A 15,848-nucleotide genomic window follows, 5' to 3' on the forward strand; every position below is an offset into this window, starting at 1 on the left:
TGGTGATTTTGCATGAAATGACATTCTAGAACAGATCTTGCTGCGGATTGTCTGGCTCTTTCGCGGCCTGCATTTCCAGCTCTCGCTTACGCTTGAGTAAACGCAGATAACGTTGCCGGCATAATTTGATCACATGCCGTTTCTGATCGTTGCTCATCACCTGCCAGTGAAATCGCTCTTCGCGGCTCCTCAGGCAGCCTTTGCAATACCCTCTGTTATTCACCTGGCAGACACCAATACACGGGCTGGGAATGGTAAAAAGTTCTAACTGCTCCATATCCCCTTCTCTGCTTTTTGCGTGTTATACGGTGAAAGGTTCATAACAACCACGAACTGCTCAAATTACATACAATCTGATAGTAACGACTTTATGCTGATAACGCCAGTCAGCCTTCAGTCCGCTTAAATAAAGGGTTGCCGGTCAATCATCAGTGAGCCACTTCACACCCATCACAAATAGTTAACAGAATTACTTATGTCTTTTCTGCGTAGTTTACGCAATTTACTAAAGCACATAATTCGAAAAATACTGATTATTAATCAAGTAGTTAAATTAACTCATAAAGATACTCTACGTATTAATACGTAATACCTTAGTCGCTATTTATCACGATCTTATTTGACAGCCACTCAGTGTTATTGCGCTTGTTCAGGCCTATAGTTTGTTCAATGCTTTGATTGCATAGGGATTATCCCGCTATCACAATAACAATGAGGACGTGAAACATGAGTCTGGTAAAACGCACTGTACGCAATGCTCTGGTGGCAGCCAGCGCGGTTGCGGTTTTACTTTCCAGTACCGCCGCTTATTCCGCAGAAAAAGTCTATCGCCTGAAACTGGCTGAAACCTGGGGTGCAAACTTTCCTATTTTTGGCGACACCACCAAAGCCATGGCCGAAATGGCAGAGAAAATGTCTAACGGCCGTTTGCAGATCCGCATCGATTCTGCCAATAAACACAAAGCGCCGCTGGGTGTGTTTGATATGGTAAAAGCCGGTCAGTATGACATTGGCCACTCGGCGTCTTACTACTGGAAAGGCAAAGTACCGAATACCCTTTATTTCTCCACTATGCCCTTCGGTATGATCGCGGCTGAACAGTATGCCTGGTTCTATCACGGTGGCGGCATGGCGCTGATGGAAAAAGTCTATGGCCCGCATAACCTGCTGTCATTCCCCGGTGGTAACACGGGCGTTCAGATGGGCGGCTGGTTTCAGAAAGAAATCAAAACGGTTGATGATCTGAAAGGCCTGAAAATCCGTATTCCGGGCTTTGCCGGTGAAGTGCTGGCTAAGTTAGGTGCCAGTCCGACCAATATTGCGCCAGGCGAACTCTACACAGCACTTGAGCGTCGTACCATTGATGCGCTGGAATGGGTGGGACCAGGACTGGACCTGAGAATGGGTTTCCACAAAATCGCGCCTTACTATTATACCGGCTGGCATGAGCCTGCAACTGAACTGCAGTTTCTGGTCAACAAGCAATCCTGGGATCGCCTGCCGGCTGATCTGCAGGAAATTCTGCGCGTTGCCATGCGCCTCTCGGCCTATGACATGTATATCTTAAATACCCACGCCAGTGCCGAGAACTGGTCAACCATGAAGGAAGAATATCCGAACATCAAAGTGATGAACTTCCCGGATGAGGTCATGGCAGCCATTCGCCAGGCCAACGATGAATTGCTTGAAGAGCAGGCCAAGAACGATCCTCTGGCAAAAGAAATCCTGGATTCACAAGCGGCCTATCTGGAAAAAGCCCGTGAATGGACGCTGATTGCTGATAAAGCCTACCTCGACAGCCAGGCTGAGCAGAAATAACACGACAATCATGCACCGGTCTGTCCGGTGCATGCTCGTTTATCAGTCTGGAATGTTGCCTCGCGACGGAGTTATTATGCGAAGCTTGTTAGCCTTCGAAAAAATCATCAACCGGTTTTCTGATTTGCTTGGCTGGATAGCCAGCACTCTGTTTATCATACTGATGTTCAACGTTTTTTATGATGTTGTTATGCGGTATGCCTTTAACCACGTTTCTATCGCCATGCAGGAGATGGAGTGGCACCTGTTCTCAGCCGTTTTCCTGCTTGGCGTTCCCTACGCACTGAAGGCCGGCGGCCATGTGCGGGTAGATGTGTTCTACGAACGTTTCACACTCAAAACCCGTGCCATTATCGACCTGCTGGGGACACTCTTTTTCCTGCTGCCATTTTGTATCCTGGTGTTCTGGTATGGCGTTGATTATATGAAAGAATCCTACTCTCTTGGTGAGTCCAGCGGCGACCCGGGCGGTTTACCTTATCGCTGGCTGATTAAAGGTCTTATCCCGCTTTCTTTCCTGTTTATGGCCATTTCAGGGATCGGAATGCTGCTGCACAACATTAACCGGCTGGTAAACCCAAGCCTGTTCCACGAAAAATAAGGAATATTCCGTGGTTGGTATCATCATGTTTATCGTTGCCCTGTTTGCCCTGTTACTCGGGTTTCCAGTGGCATTTACCTTCGGCGGCATCGCACTGCTGTTCGGCGTCTGGGCTGAAGGGCCGGAAATCTTTGCATTCATGCCGTTTCGTATCATGAGCATTATGCAAAATACTGTGCTCATGGCCGTACCGCTTTTTGTCTTTATGGGTCTGGTGCTGCAAAAAACCCGCCTGGCAGAACAACTGCTGGAGTCCATGGGGAAACTTTTCGGGAGTGTTCGCGGTGGTCTGGCGATCTCAACGGTATTAGTGGGATCGCTGCTGGCTGCGTCAACCGGTGTGGTCGGGGCTTCTGTGGTTGCAATGGGCCTGATATCCCTGCCTGTTATGATGAAGTATCAGTACAGCAAAGGCCTGGCGACAGGCACAATTTGCGCATCGGGTACTCTGGGTCAGATCATCCCGCCATCCATCGTATTGATTTTGTTAGGTGACGTACTGGGGATTCCGGTTGGCGATCTGTTTCAGGCCGCTATCTGGCCCGGCCTCGCACTGGTACTGGCTTATATCGTTTACATCGTCATTTACAGCTGGTTGAATCCGGAAGCCACCCAACCGATGGAACGGGATCCCGATCAGTCTCGTCAGCAAGAGATCATCACGGCACTGAAAGCCGTGTTGCCGCCTCTGGCGCTGATTATCGTGGTGTTGGGGTCGATTTTTGCGGGTATCGCCACCCCTACCGAATCTGCTGCTTTGGGCGGCATGGGAGCGGTTCTGTTGTCGGTTGTTTACCGGCAGTTCTCATGGCGCATGCTGTATGACAGTGCATTCGAAACCGTCAAAGTAACCGCCATGGTGTTTGGTATTCTGCTGGGCGCGACGGCTTTTTCTATGGCATTCACCTACACAGGCGGTGATTACCTGGTTGAAGAGTGGATGCTTGCACTGCCCGGTGAAGAATGGAGCTTCCTGATCCTGACCATGCTCATCATTCTGATTCTGGGATTTTTCATCGATTTCGTTGAAATCTGCTTTATTGTGGTGCCGATCCTCGCCCCGATTGCCGATGCTATGGGGATCAATATGCTGTGGTTTGCCATTCTGATTGCCATGAATCTGCAAACCTCCTTCCTGACTCCGCCCTTTGGTTTCAGCCTGTTTTACCTTAAAGGCGTTGCACCTGACGGTATTACCACCCGGGATATTTATAAAGGTGTCATGCCCTTCATTACAATACAGATTCTGATTCTGGCCTCTGTCTTAGTATTCCCTGGCTTCTACGGGTTGTAGCCTGGCAATGAAACCCCGCAAATCTAGAGCGAGTTGGCACTTTTTCCATAAAGTGCCGCTATTTTGCTTTGATATCCCCAACAAATTGTTAACATTCAAGGCCACTATGCAATCGCTCAACAGCCCTACGTTTGCAACTATGCCCCTGAAAGTGAAGCTGATCTTACTGACACTGCTCCCATTACTGCTGATCAGCGCGGCGATCAGCTGGATTGCTATCCATCAGGCCACCTCGCTCGGGCAAAAAGAAATCGCCACTTTTCGTGCCAGCCTGATCGCGGCTAAAGAACAGGCACTGAAAGACACGGTCGATCTTGCCCTCGACAGCATCAATCACATTTATCAAAACGCCGCTGCCAATGATGAAAAAGCCAAAGCGGAAGTAAAACGTATACTGAGCGACCTGAGATACGGCAATGACGGCTATTTTTTTGTCTACCACGAAGATGGTACTAACCTGGCCCACCCGGTTTTGCCCGAGCTGGTCGGGAAAAATTTATTTCATTTGCAGGATAATAATGGCGATTACCTCATTCAGGCACTGATCGAAAAAGCCAAGTCTGGCGGTGGTTTCCATCAGTACCTCTGGCATAAACCCTCCAGTGATTTAATCGTGACAAAGCTCAGCTATGCGGCATGGTTGCCGAAATGGCGCTGGATGATAGGCACCGGCCTGTACATTGAAGATGTCGCCCGCCAGATGACCAAGGTCGAACAGGGAGTACAGGCTAACATCCGGACCACCTTCATTTCTGTCATTGTTCTGGTTGCCATCACTACCCTGCTCATTCTGATCACCACGCTGGCGATCAATCTTCATGAACACAGGTTAGCAGACAGCCGCTTAAAAGAGCTGGCGCATAAAACTGTCATGTTCCAGGAAGAAGAGAAAAAGCATGTCGCCAGAGAACTTCACGACGGGGTGAACCAATTGCTGGTTTCCTGCAAGTGCCATCTGGAATTGCTTCAGGACAAAATAGCCAAATCAGACATCGAGCAGGCCATACGCCACCGGGGCCTGAGTGAATCCTCCCTGTTGCAGGCCATTGCCGAGCTGAGGCGTATCTCGCACAATCTGCGTCCCAGCTCGCTGGATGACATAGGACTGATAGCGGCACTGGATAACCTGCTCAGCGATTTTTCTGCTTCAACCGGCATACATGTGCATCGCTCTCTGGCACTTGACAACGCCAGCCTTTCTACAGAGATGATGACGACGCTATACCGGGTGGCTCAGGAATCGTTGGTGAACATCAGCAAGCATGCTCAGTCTGACGCTGTTGATATAGAGCTTGCAGTGATACAGGAAAACTTGCAGTTCATTATTCGCGATCACGGGACGGGATTTAACGTGCAACACGCCATGAATGGCAAAGGAATCGGCCTTCGTAACATGCGTGAACGGCTGGAATTTCTGGGTGGTGAGCTGGATATCAGCAGTGAACCGGGACAAGGGACGGAAATTTTGGTCAACCTCCCTCTGAAACAAGGACTGGACATTTATGGCAAAAATTCAAGTGCTGTTAGTGGATGACCATCAGGTCGTCATGGAAGGTTTTAAAGCCCGGCTCGACAACGAAGCCAACATTGAAGTGATTGCAACGGCAGGTAATGGCGCTGAAGCACTGAGAAAAGCCGAACAGTATCAACCCGATGTGGTACTGATGGATATCAGTATGCCGGAAATGAACGGTATTGAAGCCACACGTCATTTCCGTTACCGCTTTCCTGAGATCAAAGTGCTGATCCTGACCATGCATGACAATCGCGAATACATTCTTCAGGTCATGCAGGCCGGTGCAAGCGGCTATATTCTCAAAGAAGTTTCCGCGCAGGAAATGGTGCAAGCCATAGAAGCCGTTCATCAGGGCGGACGGTATTTTTGCCGGTTGGTCGCCGATACCTTATTCGCCGCCCCCATTGCGCAGGCTGAGCCTGCTGAAGTGGTGCTGGCGGCATTAAGCCGGCGGGAGGAAACTGTGCTGCGTCAGGTAGCGCTGGGCAAAAGCAGTAAAGAAATTGCGATGGAACTGGGGATCAGCACCCGAACAGTGGAAACCCACCGTCAGAATATCAAGCATAAACTCAACATGCACTCCACAGCTGAGCTCACCGCTTATGCCGTGAAAGAAAATCTGATTTAGAACAGCCCCAGTTGCGGTGCAATAATGTCGTCGAAATGCCGTCCGATAAACGGTAGGATCCCGTCTGCAATCGGCTTTAGTTGTTTGTCTATGTAGTGGTCGTAGTCAATCTGGCTTTGTCTGGCTTCCACCGGTTCCGGGCCATGGGTGGTGATGACATATTCAATCCAGCCGCCAGTCTGATACTGCAACGGCCTACCCAGTTGCTGATTTACTTCATCGGCCCGCCGGGCGGCCCGGACATGGGGCGGCACATTTTTCTGATACTCAGACAGGTGACGGCGTAACCTTTTGCGGTACACCAGTTTGTCATCAAATGCTCCCTGTCCGGTCATTTCCACGTAAGAACGCACATACTCTTCCACGTCTTCATTATGAAACACTTTACGGTAAAGAGTCTGCTGAAACTCCTGCGCCAAGGGCGTCCAGTCGGTGCGGACCGTCTCCAGCCCTTTAAACACCATCTCCTCAACACCGTTTCGAATCACCAGACCGGCATAGCGCTTTTTACTGCCGGTTTCCTGCCCCCGGATCGTCGGCATCAGAAATTTGTGATAATGGGTTTCGTATTCCAGCTCAAGGGCGGAGGCAAGATTGTAATGCTCTTGCAGATGCCGGGCCCACCACGCATTGATATCAACCACCAGCCGGGCACCAATGGCATCCGCATCCTCACCGCTGTGGGGCTTTTTCAGCGACACAAACGTCGAATCCGTGTCGCCGTATATCACCTCATAACCCTGCTCTTCAATGCGCTCGCGGGTCAGCTTCATAATTTCATGACCGCGCATGGTGATCGATGAGGCCAGACGATGATCAAAAAAACGGCAACCTGAGGAACCCAGTACGCCATAGAAAGAGTTCATGATAATTTTTATCGCCTGCGAAAACGCTTTTTCACCGTCTCTTTTCGCCTGGTCGCGGGCAGCCCACAGCGCTTCAATCATTTCGGGCAAAAAATGTTTCTGCCGGTGAAAACGGCCGCCCCGAAAGCCAGCGATGGCCTGATGCTCAGATTTACCTTCTTCCAGAAGTAAACCTTCAACCAGCCCCATGGGATCGATGCAGAATGTGCGTATAATCGACGGGTACAGCGATTTGAAATCCAGCACCAGCACCGAGTCATACAAACCCGGTTTCGAGTCCATCACATAACCGCCAGGGCTGGCGATCCAGTTTTCGCTTTCGAGATTAGGAGCAACATAACCGGCGCGATGCAACTGAGGTAGATACAGGTTGGTGAATGCAGCAACCGATCCGCCGACTCTGTCCAGCTCGACGCCCGTCAGTCGGCTACGTTCCAGCGCAAAATCTAACAAGTGTGTTTTTTCGAAGATCCGGGTAACCAATTTACAGTCCTGCAGGTTATAGCGCGCCAGTGACACTTTATCTTCGCGGAACATCTGATTAATTTCAGCCATGCGATCGTAGACATTGTGAATAGCTTTGCCTTCGCCGAGCAGTTCTTGTGCGACCGATTCCAGCGACCAGGAGCGAAAGTTGTAGGTGGCGGTTTTCAGCGTATCAATACCGTCCATCACCACCCGGCCCGGAATAGTGATGAAACCGGCATTCGGGTTCTGACTGGACTGGCGCCAGTGCGGCGTTTGCCTGCCACGGCCAAGCCGCAGAGGCAAGTTGTGCCATTCTGCACGCCGCAGTAACAAGCGCCAGTCAAAATCCACCACGTTCCAGCCGATAATGACATCAGGATCATAGCGGATAAACCACGCCTGCATGGCCACCAGCAGGGCTTTTTCATCCCGGACCCATTCAATCCAGGTCAGTTGCTCTTGCTCAGCGTTGAGTGGCTCTCCTACCATAATCACCCGGCTGTCAGCCTCGCTGTGCAGACCGACAGAATACAAGATGCCCTTCTCTGAACATTCAATATCCAGTGAAACAACAGACAGTGAAGGCAGATAATCCGCCGATTTGGTTTTCACCTGACGAAATTCGGTATACCCGTCTCTGATAACGGCATTCCCTGCGAAGGCGATTCCACCGCGGATGAAACGCTCCATCAGATAACGGTCAGCAAGCCGGATATCATCTTCAAACACTTTAATGCCTTCCGCTAACAGCAATGCGCCAATCCGAAGGCTGTCGCTGATCGTTGCACTGTAGCAGGCCGACATGGTCTGGTGCTGAAAGTCTTTCATGTCCAGCGTGCGCCAGTTGACTGAAAGGCCGTGTTGGGTAAGTACAGTGTCTGCCCTTTGCTGCTCACTGGCCGGAATAAAACACACAGGATGCTCACCGTCGATAACCAGCTGGCAAGGCCCCTGGTCCGTTTTCACCCAGATAACAATCTGAGTCTGCCCTTGCCTGTCACGGCTTTGACGGGTGAGCACGAATCCCTCAGCTTGCTGCAATGAAGAATGTGTGTTTTGCCCTGGTGGGACGTGGGGATGCTTAGCCGATTTTGCGTTCAATTTTATTCCACTCATCAACGAGCCACTGGCCAAAACCCTGCATCAAAAACAAGGAGGCCTTTTTAGGCACTTGTGTCCGGCTCATCAGAATATACGCACGCTCGACATCGACAGCTTTATCAGGATAATTTTTCAAAAACAGATCAGTGGCCTCTCTGACTGACAGGGCCAGTACCTTTTCCCGGTGAAACACAAGCGTGTATGCCGTCCACAGCATTTTCTTCCCTATATACTCACAGTAGTCAAGGTAATGCTCAGGCACCCGTGTTTTCAGGATTTTCTCCCGGTATTCAATGAGGATCGGTTCAAAAGGCCCATTTAATGATTTTGCCGCGTCCCAGCTGGGTTCGAATGCACCAAAGCGGCCGGACAAATCATCGCCCTTGAGGCACATGCAGCAATGTCTGAGCCAGAAGCCCCACTGAAAAATACCGTCCAGTGACAGAACATCACGCGTAATGGCGAGCCTGATATCCAGCCGTTTCACGGCCCTGTGACGCCTGGCTATATGGGTGCTCAGGCTGTGTAACCGGCTTTTTTCCAGCTCGTTCAGAGGCCGTTCAAACACCAGAGTCAGATTGAGATCTGACTGCCCGGGCACAGCGTCACGACGCGCAACGCTACCTGCAAGGTATACGCTGTGAAGTGTTTCTTTGAACAGGACACCGAGGTGTTGCAAAGTCTCATTAATACAGGGTTGAAACACCGGTTGAAAAGGCCGGTTGTTATCAATGACGGGAAGAAAAGTTGGCAATATCTGTTTCCTGGGGCACCGCACTGTCTGCCTGCATCATAGCATGAAAGTGACAGCCTTAAAGTTGGCGGCAGGCTTAAACGCTGCAATCTCAACCAACTAAGGCCTGCCCGCGCCTGCTACAGCACAATCGTCTGTATCATAGCCATCAACAGGTGGCCTTGGTATACTCCCGGTTCTATTCAATAAAACTGATATTGACCCAAACATGGATAACTTAGACCTGATTTCATACGACGACGTTATTGAAGCTGCCTACGATATTTTTCTGGAAATGGCACAAGACAGTCTGGAACCCGCCGATGTCTTGCTGTTCACGGCTCAGTTTGATGACCGTGGTGCTGCTGAGGTTGTAGAAACCGGAGAAGACTGGCCAGGCCATGTTGGCTTCGCTGTGGATGGCGAAGAATATGCAGAAGTGCGGATCGGGCTGGTGAATGAAGCCAACGATGAATTGGATGACGTCTTTGCCCGCATGCTGATAAGCCGTAACCCGGACAATAAGTTCTGCCACATCTTATGGAAACGCGACTAATCCGGTGATTAAGCCAGATACAACAAAAACGGTGCTGATATCAGCACCGTTTTTTAAATCATACCAATACAGGCGTTTCTTCCTGCTGACAACGTCTGACCCAGAGCAGGCTGGCAATCGCCATCAGCACCATGCACGTCATTATTGCGCCCAGGCTGAACTGGTCTTTTGCACTCAGCATAGACGCCACCAGCGTCGCAACACCCGCGCCTAAGTTTTGCAAACCACCCAGCACAGCCCCCGCCGTACCGGCATGGAAAGGAAAAGGCTCCACCGCTGCTGTTGTGGTAACAGGAAACACAATCCCGGAGCCAATGAAATACAAAAATGCGCCGCCAATCAGTGAGCTGACGGTGACTAGCCCTGCCATCCCAGGCAGCAAAATGGTTAACGCGCCGAAGCCAAGTGCTGCCAGCCCGACATAAAGCACCCGCTGCTGCCCCATATGCTTGAGCAGCAGAGTCGACATCCAGGAGCCCAGCAAATATCCCGGCAATGGCATAACAAATAGCCAGCTCACTGTCGTCGGATCCAGTTTCAGTACATTACCCAACAAAACACCAGCGGCAGCTTCAAATACGGCAAGTCCTGAAAAGGTTGCCACTAAGCACATGACATACCCCTGAAATTTGCGATTACTCAGCACATATTTGTAGCTGACAGTCACACGCTCTACCCTGCGCTTCTCAGCAGGCAGAGTTTCGGTGAAGCGGGATAAAATAATTAAGGTGACGGCAGTACCCAACGCCAGCAAAAACACATAACTTGCCGGCCAGCCAAATGCCTCGGACAGGTATCCGCCCAGTACCGGCGCGACCAGTGGCGAGAAAATAATGCCCATGCTGACCAGACTGTTTACTTTGTGCAGTTCTGCACCATCGTAACAGTCCCGGGTAATGGTTCTGCACATTGCGCCACCGCACCCGGTTCCCATGCCCTGAATAAAACTGGCGAGCAGAAAAACTTCGAACGAAGGCGCAAACAGCGCCAGTATTGTGCCGAGTATGAAAATACTCATACCGGCCAACATCACAGGCTTACGTCCAATCCGATCCGATAAAGGGCCGTAGACGAACTGTGACAGACCGTATGGAATGAGATACGCGGCCATCACTGCCTGCAAGAAAGCGGGCTTGACGCTGAATGCCGCTGCCATTTGTGGGATCGCTGGCACGTACATGGTTTGGGTCATTTGCCCAACGGCGGCCAGAATAATAATCAGAAACAGAATTTTTGCCACACTGGCAGAATAAGATTGCCTTTGCACAACCTCACTCCTTACAACAATACAAAGAAAAAGATAAGTTCAAGTCATCATAAGCCAAGGCGAAAAATGAACCTTGAGAAATAGCTGCAGAATCGACCATTTGCATCAAGTAGGCTTATGACGAGCTTTCGAGCGGGATAGTAATGGCAGGCAAGGCGAACAACAAGTAAATCCTAACCTAATCAGCACGATACTTTATTATGATTCGGATTATAAAAACTAATCTTAAAATTGCAGTTTTCCGGGCAAAAAAAAGCGAGCACTTCGGCTCGCTTTACAATCGGTTTTTATCCGGTTTCAGTCAAAATGAAAACGGTGTTTACCACGGCTGGCTTTGGCACGAAGGTAATTTTCATTGCCCTCTTTCAAGTGTGCTTTTGTACCCACAACTTCTTCAATCGAAATGCCTAAAGCTTCCAGGTCCTGAATTTTTTTCGGGTTATTGGTGATCAACCTGATGCTTTCAACACCTAGTGCTTTGAGCATTTGTGCCGCTTCAGAAAAATCCCGAAGATCATCACCAAATCCCAGATGATTATTCGCTTCATAGGTATTCATACCCTGGCTCTGCAGCAGGTAGGCATCGATTTTGTTATACAAACCAATACCACGGCCTTCCTGACGCAGATACAGGATAATGCCACCTTCTTCGGCCATGCGTTCTATGGTTTCATCTAACTGCTCACCACAGTCACAACGTGACGAATGGAACACATCCCCGGTAAGGCATTCAGAGTGCATCCTGACCAAAGGGGGGATCTGTTGTTTATCTGCATCACGGAAAATAAGCGCAACATGCTCTTTTCCTGAAGCTAGGCCATCAAAAGAGAGAATATCGGCAGGGATATGGCTTTTCGTACCGACTTTAAAGGGGACTCTGGCCCTTACATTTACCATCTTGTTTTATTACCTCTCATACAACCACAGTCTGACGACAATTGATTGCTATGTTATCTACCGACACAGTTCATTAGACCGCTGACTTCAATGCGCTGTTGGTATGCATGTGGCGCTGATGATATCTAAAATTATGACACTAAAACAGTCATCACCGTTGACTTATGCTCCAACGCCACCCATGAGAAGTGTTATAACATAACAATTAAGGCATAGGCAATCATGACTGTTGTCAGAGATAAAGGGCTCTGTTTACCTCAGAGCCCCCTGCTCTACCCCTGAAACTGATCGTGAATCTCCTGACTAAAGCGAAGTAAGGTATCAAGGATACGCTCACCATCAGCCCGCAATCCGTTATGCTCGAACTCATTCGTCATCCAGGTTTTACTGTTTGGGATGCCGGCCAGGGTGGCACGGCTGTAATCGAATTCCACGTACATGTCTTCGACATAAACCGCGGCAACCAGCGGGACCTTGTTAGCGGCCAGCTGGCTGGCATCATATAACGCTGGCCAATCTGCTTTTTCTGCCAGAATCGTTGCCGCTTCACGCAATGGTTTCAGAGTGTTCAGCTGTTCAAACATCCACGGATAAACCATTTCACCGGTGAAACAAAAATCTTTACCGGTCTGATAATGACATTGAGGATATTCGTCGCGGACCCGGTGCGCAGACCAGCAGGACGCCTGGTGCTGACAATAAATCGACTCGTGTAAAATCGCATAAATCGGATTAGTCTGGTAAGACTGCTCCGCCAGCATGGCATTCAGGAAGCTATAGCTGAGCTCCGGCTGCCCGTTCACCTCGACAAAAGCACTCTCCAGCTGATAATAGAGCGCCAGATCCCCGCCGCTTCTGCCGAGATTGATGCCAATCAGCTGAAACTGCTCTACCGTAAACCGTTGCCCGTTCGGCAAAAAAACATCCTGGGTCAATAAATGATCTGCAATGCGGTTACACAGTGCCTGAGCGGCAGGAAAACGCTTAAAGAAAGCCGCATTCTTATCCAGCACCCGGCGGTAGGTTGCCCGGTACACCTCATCAGCATGACCGGCAATTGGCGGAATTCCACCCGTCACACAGGCGCTGATCAGGCTGTCCGGGTAAAAAGAAAGATAATGCAGAGCGCAAAACCCGCCAAAGCTTTGCCCCAGCAGTGACCATTGTTTGATCCCCAATGCTTCCCGGATGGCTTCTGCGTCGCGCACTATATTATCTGCCCGAAAATGGCTCAGGTAATCGGCTTGCTGCTGCGCCGTTAACCCTGCCAGAGTCTGCGCATGGACCGGCTCACTCTGTCCGGTGCCTCGCTGATCAAGCAGCAGGACTCTGTAATCTTTTAATGCCCGCTTCAGCCAGCCACTTTCGGCCTCCGGCCTCGGTGATGGAAAACCCGGCCCACCCTGCAGATAAACCAACCAGGGTAAATCGCTGTTTTCCTGACCTCTTGCCACTACTTCACGGGCAAACACACGAATCTTTTGACCTTCAGGACTTTGATAGTTCAGAGGCAATTGAAAAACGTGAGACTGACAGAACATGTCCCCAATATAAAAACCTGATTGCATCATTTTCTCCATGTACCAACGGAGAACTCTCCGTCTTTACCTGATGTCATGCGCCAAAAGATGGCTACTGTCACCGGTTATGGCCATTACGCCACTGGTACGTCATTGTATATCCGGTACTGAAAATCAGGTTACTGCCTGACTGTCGTTTTGTTGTTCAGCATATCAGCAAAATACGCCAAAAATTCACGGCCGATTTCCTTGCCTTGCACGTAATCAAGATTCAAATCCTGCTGGCTGCTCAACAGAGCCTTACTGTGCAGGGCTTTTTGCGGCGCAATCTGGATCACTTTCAATTCCTCAGGAGGATGAATAAGGAACTCATTAACATCCTTATAAGTTTGATAATAACGATTGAGCATATCAAACACTTCGGAGCGTTTACCGGTTAAGGACAGAAAACGCTCAACATTCAAACCACTGAGCCATTTACGGTAGCCATTCACCGCTTTTTTCTCTTCTTCGAGTTCTTTATTCATTTCATCGGCCGCGATCATGCCTTGTTTTTCTTTATCCAGCCACAAACGCTTCCAATTGTCGAAACGGTCGGTCAGTTCATGGCTCACCGCTTTCACTCTGTCGAGAGATTCATTGAGGCTGAATCTCTCAATATACTCCGGCAGGGCAACTTCAATACGCTCTCTCCAGTCATCCAGTACCCCCGGTGTTTGCTGTATCATCTGCAAAGGTTCGGTACGTACCACTATGACCAGCTCAGCCCCTCGCTTCCAGGCTTCCTTCACAGGCACAGCCGCACTGACACCGCCATCGACCCATTCAAGTTCATTGAGGCTGACGGGCAAATTATAAAGCAGCGGAATGGCGCAAGAGGCGCGCAGTACATCACGCCAGTTGTCTTCGTACATAGGCAGGTAGATATCTTGCAAGGTATCTTTGCGCGTGGCACAGGCAAAAGCCTGGCGATACGTCAGTACCCGACGGGCCGTCGAGACATCTAAAGGCGTTTTACCATTGAGTCCAATCTGATCAAAGGCCCAGTCAAGATTCATCGGCTTTTGCTGACTCAGATAATGGTAGAGATTAAAAAACTCTTGCTGGGTAGTCAGGTTAACGATGAAGTCATGACCAAACCTGGGTTGCCGGCTGATGAAAGAAGAAAGATTCAGCGCGCCGGCAGATGTGCCGATGTAGAGTTCGAACGGGTCAAACCCGGCCTCCAGAAAAGCATCAAAAACACCGGCAGTGAAAATGCCGCGCTGCCCGCCCCCTTGAACCACCAGTGCAATTTTTTGCTTTTTTGATTCCGACAATTTTGCAGAAAATGTGTCGACAAGACTGCCATCAAGATCCCCGAGACTAAAAGGCAAGTGATTCATACATCTAACTCACTCTGTTAAAAAACAAAAAACTTTCCCCTCATTTCATTGTAAAGCGGATGCTCAACAACAGGAGAAAAATAATAACAGGGTGATATATAACGATTAATGCGTTATTGCCGTCAACCCAAATCCGAAAAGGACTATCATAATGATAACGGCAACGGTTAACGCCATTTTAAATTCAGGGGTTAAATGGTTCATATACGCTCCATATTTACTATCACTGTGAGTACAGGCTAGCAGCACCATTCACTGGTACTAACACTAGCAGATTGTAGGGCTGCGCACTTACCTTGACCATACAAAAAGCATGGTTTTAGGGCGACTGTCACAAATATTCGATACTGGCGTAAGGAAAGAAAAATGGCATTAAATAACAATTATTTATTCATAGTGTGCATCGTCTCAAGTCTGGTATTCACCGCTAAAACGCAAGCGAGTTCACAAAAGCCAATCTATGTAACGCCATATTGGGGTTACTCCTTCCCGGATAGTATTGAGTCTGAAGGCGGGATAACAATATCCCCGGATAACGCGGGTCTTTTCGGTGTCACCATAGAAGGCAATTACGGAAAACAATCATTATTCAATGGCCGGATTGGATTTACTGCACAGCACATGAAAATGCAAACCAAAGGCTTTGATGACGACGGCAGTGCAACGTTTTTCCATTTTCAGAGCAGCAGCCATTATCGCGTAGCGCCTATGCTTACCAGCTTTATCGGCTTAAGTCTGGGCGGGACACTCATGGATGCCAGCTGGTCAAAACAGAATATTTTATTGTCAGGCGGCGCCTTTTTTGGTTCTGACTTCTTCATCAATAACAACGCCAGAATTCGGTTAGAAGCCAGATGGTTAGCCAGCCGCGTTGACGGAAGCACCACGGCTAACTGTCAGCAAGCAACCGGTACACAAGCCTGTGACGTGAATATCGATAGTGACTGGTTAAGTGTGTATCAAACCAACCTTGGTGTCAGCTTTGTGTTCTGAAAGAAAATAGTAAACTACTTACTTAGTACAATTAGTCTTCAAAATGTTGCAAAAGTCTAATTTTTGACTATTTATTAGTCATCGGCGCTAAAAAATTAAAATAAAACAATTCACTCAATAATCGCTGCATTGCGGTGTGATCATCTAAACATTTCATTAACAACTTGTTATTTTCACAATACGGAGGAATTAGCCAATAGGAATG

General features: G+C 49.2%; 14 protein-coding genes. 7 read left to right on the plus strand and 7 right to left on the minus strand.

Annotated features, from left to right (window positions below; genetic code table 11):
* Positions 1-25 precede the first annotated feature (25 nt).
* Positions 26-277: a DUF1289 domain-containing protein gene (locus H511_RS0110835; RefSeq protein WP_027252309.1), complete on the minus strand. Its 252-nt coding sequence runs from the start codon at positions 275-277 to the stop codon at positions 26-28.
* 449 nt (positions 278-726) lie between these two features.
* Here H511_RS0110835 and H511_RS0110840 point away from each other — a divergent pair, with 449 nt between their 5' ends.
* From H511_RS0110840 to H511_RS0110860, 5 genes are all read left to right on the plus strand, one after another.
* Positions 727-1,818: a TRAP transporter substrate-binding protein gene (locus H511_RS0110840; protein WP_027252310.1), complete on the plus strand. Its 1,092-nt coding sequence runs from the start codon at positions 727-729 to the stop codon at positions 1,816-1,818.
* Between the two features lie 76 nt (positions 1,819-1,894).
* Complete coding sequence (locus H511_RS0110845; protein WP_027252311.1) at positions 1,895-2,419, plus strand: TRAP transporter small permease subunit; 525 nt, start codon at positions 1,895-1,897, stop codon at positions 2,417-2,419.
* Between the two features lie 10 nt (positions 2,420-2,429).
* Positions 2,430-3,713 (plus strand): TRAP transporter large permease, encoded by a 1,284-nt coding sequence (locus H511_RS0110850; RefSeq protein ID WP_027252312.1) that lies wholly within the window; start codon positions 2,430-2,432, stop codon positions 3,711-3,713.
* A gap of 139 nt (positions 3,714-3,852) precedes the next feature.
* Positions 3,853-5,247, plus strand: a complete 1,395-nt coding sequence (locus H511_RS0110855) for a cache domain-containing protein (RefSeq protein ID WP_027252313.1) — start codon at positions 3,853-3,855, stop codon at positions 5,245-5,247.
* On the plus strand, positions 5,216-5,857 hold the full coding sequence (locus H511_RS0110860) for a response regulator transcription factor (RefSeq protein WP_027252314.1): 642 nt from the start codon (positions 5,216-5,218) through the stop codon (positions 5,855-5,857). The genes H511_RS0110855 and H511_RS0110860 overlap by 32 nt, the downstream gene beginning before the upstream one ends.
* Here H511_RS0110860 and H511_RS0110865 read toward each other — a convergent pair.
* Positions 5,854-8,232, minus strand: coding sequence for a DNA polymerase II (locus H511_RS0110865; RefSeq protein ID WP_027252315.1), 2,379 nt, complete (start codon positions 8,230-8,232; stop codon positions 5,854-5,856). The genes H511_RS0110860 and H511_RS0110865 overlap by 4 nt on opposite strands.
* Positions 8,233-8,272: 40 nt before the next feature.
* A complete protein-coding gene (locus H511_RS0110870) occupies positions 8,273-9,046 on the minus strand; it encodes a hypothetical protein (RefSeq protein ID WP_027252316.1) in 774 nt (257 codons plus the stop codon).
* A gap of 208 nt (positions 9,047-9,254) precedes the next feature.
* Between H511_RS0110870 and H511_RS0110875 the strand changes: the two genes are divergently transcribed.
* The gene (locus H511_RS0110875; RefSeq protein ID WP_027252317.1) at positions 9,255-9,581 is read left to right on the plus strand and encodes an HI1450 family dsDNA-mimic protein; all 327 of its coding nucleotides are present in this window, start codon (positions 9,255-9,257) and stop codon (positions 9,579-9,581) included.
* Between the two features lie 58 nt (positions 9,582-9,639).
* On the opposite strand, the gene emrD is transcribed toward H511_RS0110875, so the two are convergent.
* From emrD to H511_RS0110895, 4 genes are all read right to left on the minus strand, one after another.
* A complete protein-coding gene (gene emrD / locus H511_RS0110880) occupies positions 9,640-10,848 on the minus strand; it encodes a multidrug efflux MFS transporter EmrD (protein WP_027252318.1) in 1,209 nt (402 codons plus the stop codon).
* A 297-nt stretch (positions 10,849-11,145) separates the two neighbouring features.
* Positions 11,146-11,745 carry a GTP cyclohydrolase II gene (locus tag H511_RS0110885; protein WP_027252319.1) on the minus strand — a complete coding sequence of 200 codons (600 nt, stop codon included), beginning with the start codon at positions 11,743-11,745 and terminating at the stop codon, positions 11,146-11,148.
* 272 nt (positions 11,746-12,017) lie between these two features.
* The gene (locus H511_RS0110890) at positions 12,018-13,313 is read right to left on the minus strand and encodes an alpha/beta fold hydrolase (protein ID WP_027252320.1); all 1,296 of its coding nucleotides are present in this window, start codon (positions 13,311-13,313) and stop codon (positions 12,018-12,020) included.
* Positions 13,314-13,444: 131 nt separating this feature from the next.
* Positions 13,445-14,650, minus strand: a complete 1,206-nt coding sequence (locus tag H511_RS0110895) for a patatin-like phospholipase family protein (protein ID WP_027252321.1) — start codon at positions 14,648-14,650, stop codon at positions 13,445-13,447.
* A gap of 366 nt (positions 14,651-15,016) precedes the next feature.
* Here H511_RS0110895 and H511_RS0110900 point away from each other — a divergent pair, with 366 nt between their 5' ends.
* A complete protein-coding gene (locus H511_RS0110900; RefSeq protein WP_027252322.1) occupies positions 15,017-15,643 on the plus strand; it encodes a hypothetical protein in 627 nt (208 codons plus the stop codon).
* Positions 15,644-15,848 lie beyond the last annotated feature (205 nt).

Origin of the sequence: Photobacterium halotolerans DSM 18316 (genome assembly GCF_000425165.1) — a bacterium.
Classification (GTDB): domain Bacteria; phylum Pseudomonadota; class Gammaproteobacteria; order Enterobacterales; family Vibrionaceae; genus Photobacterium; species Photobacterium halotolerans.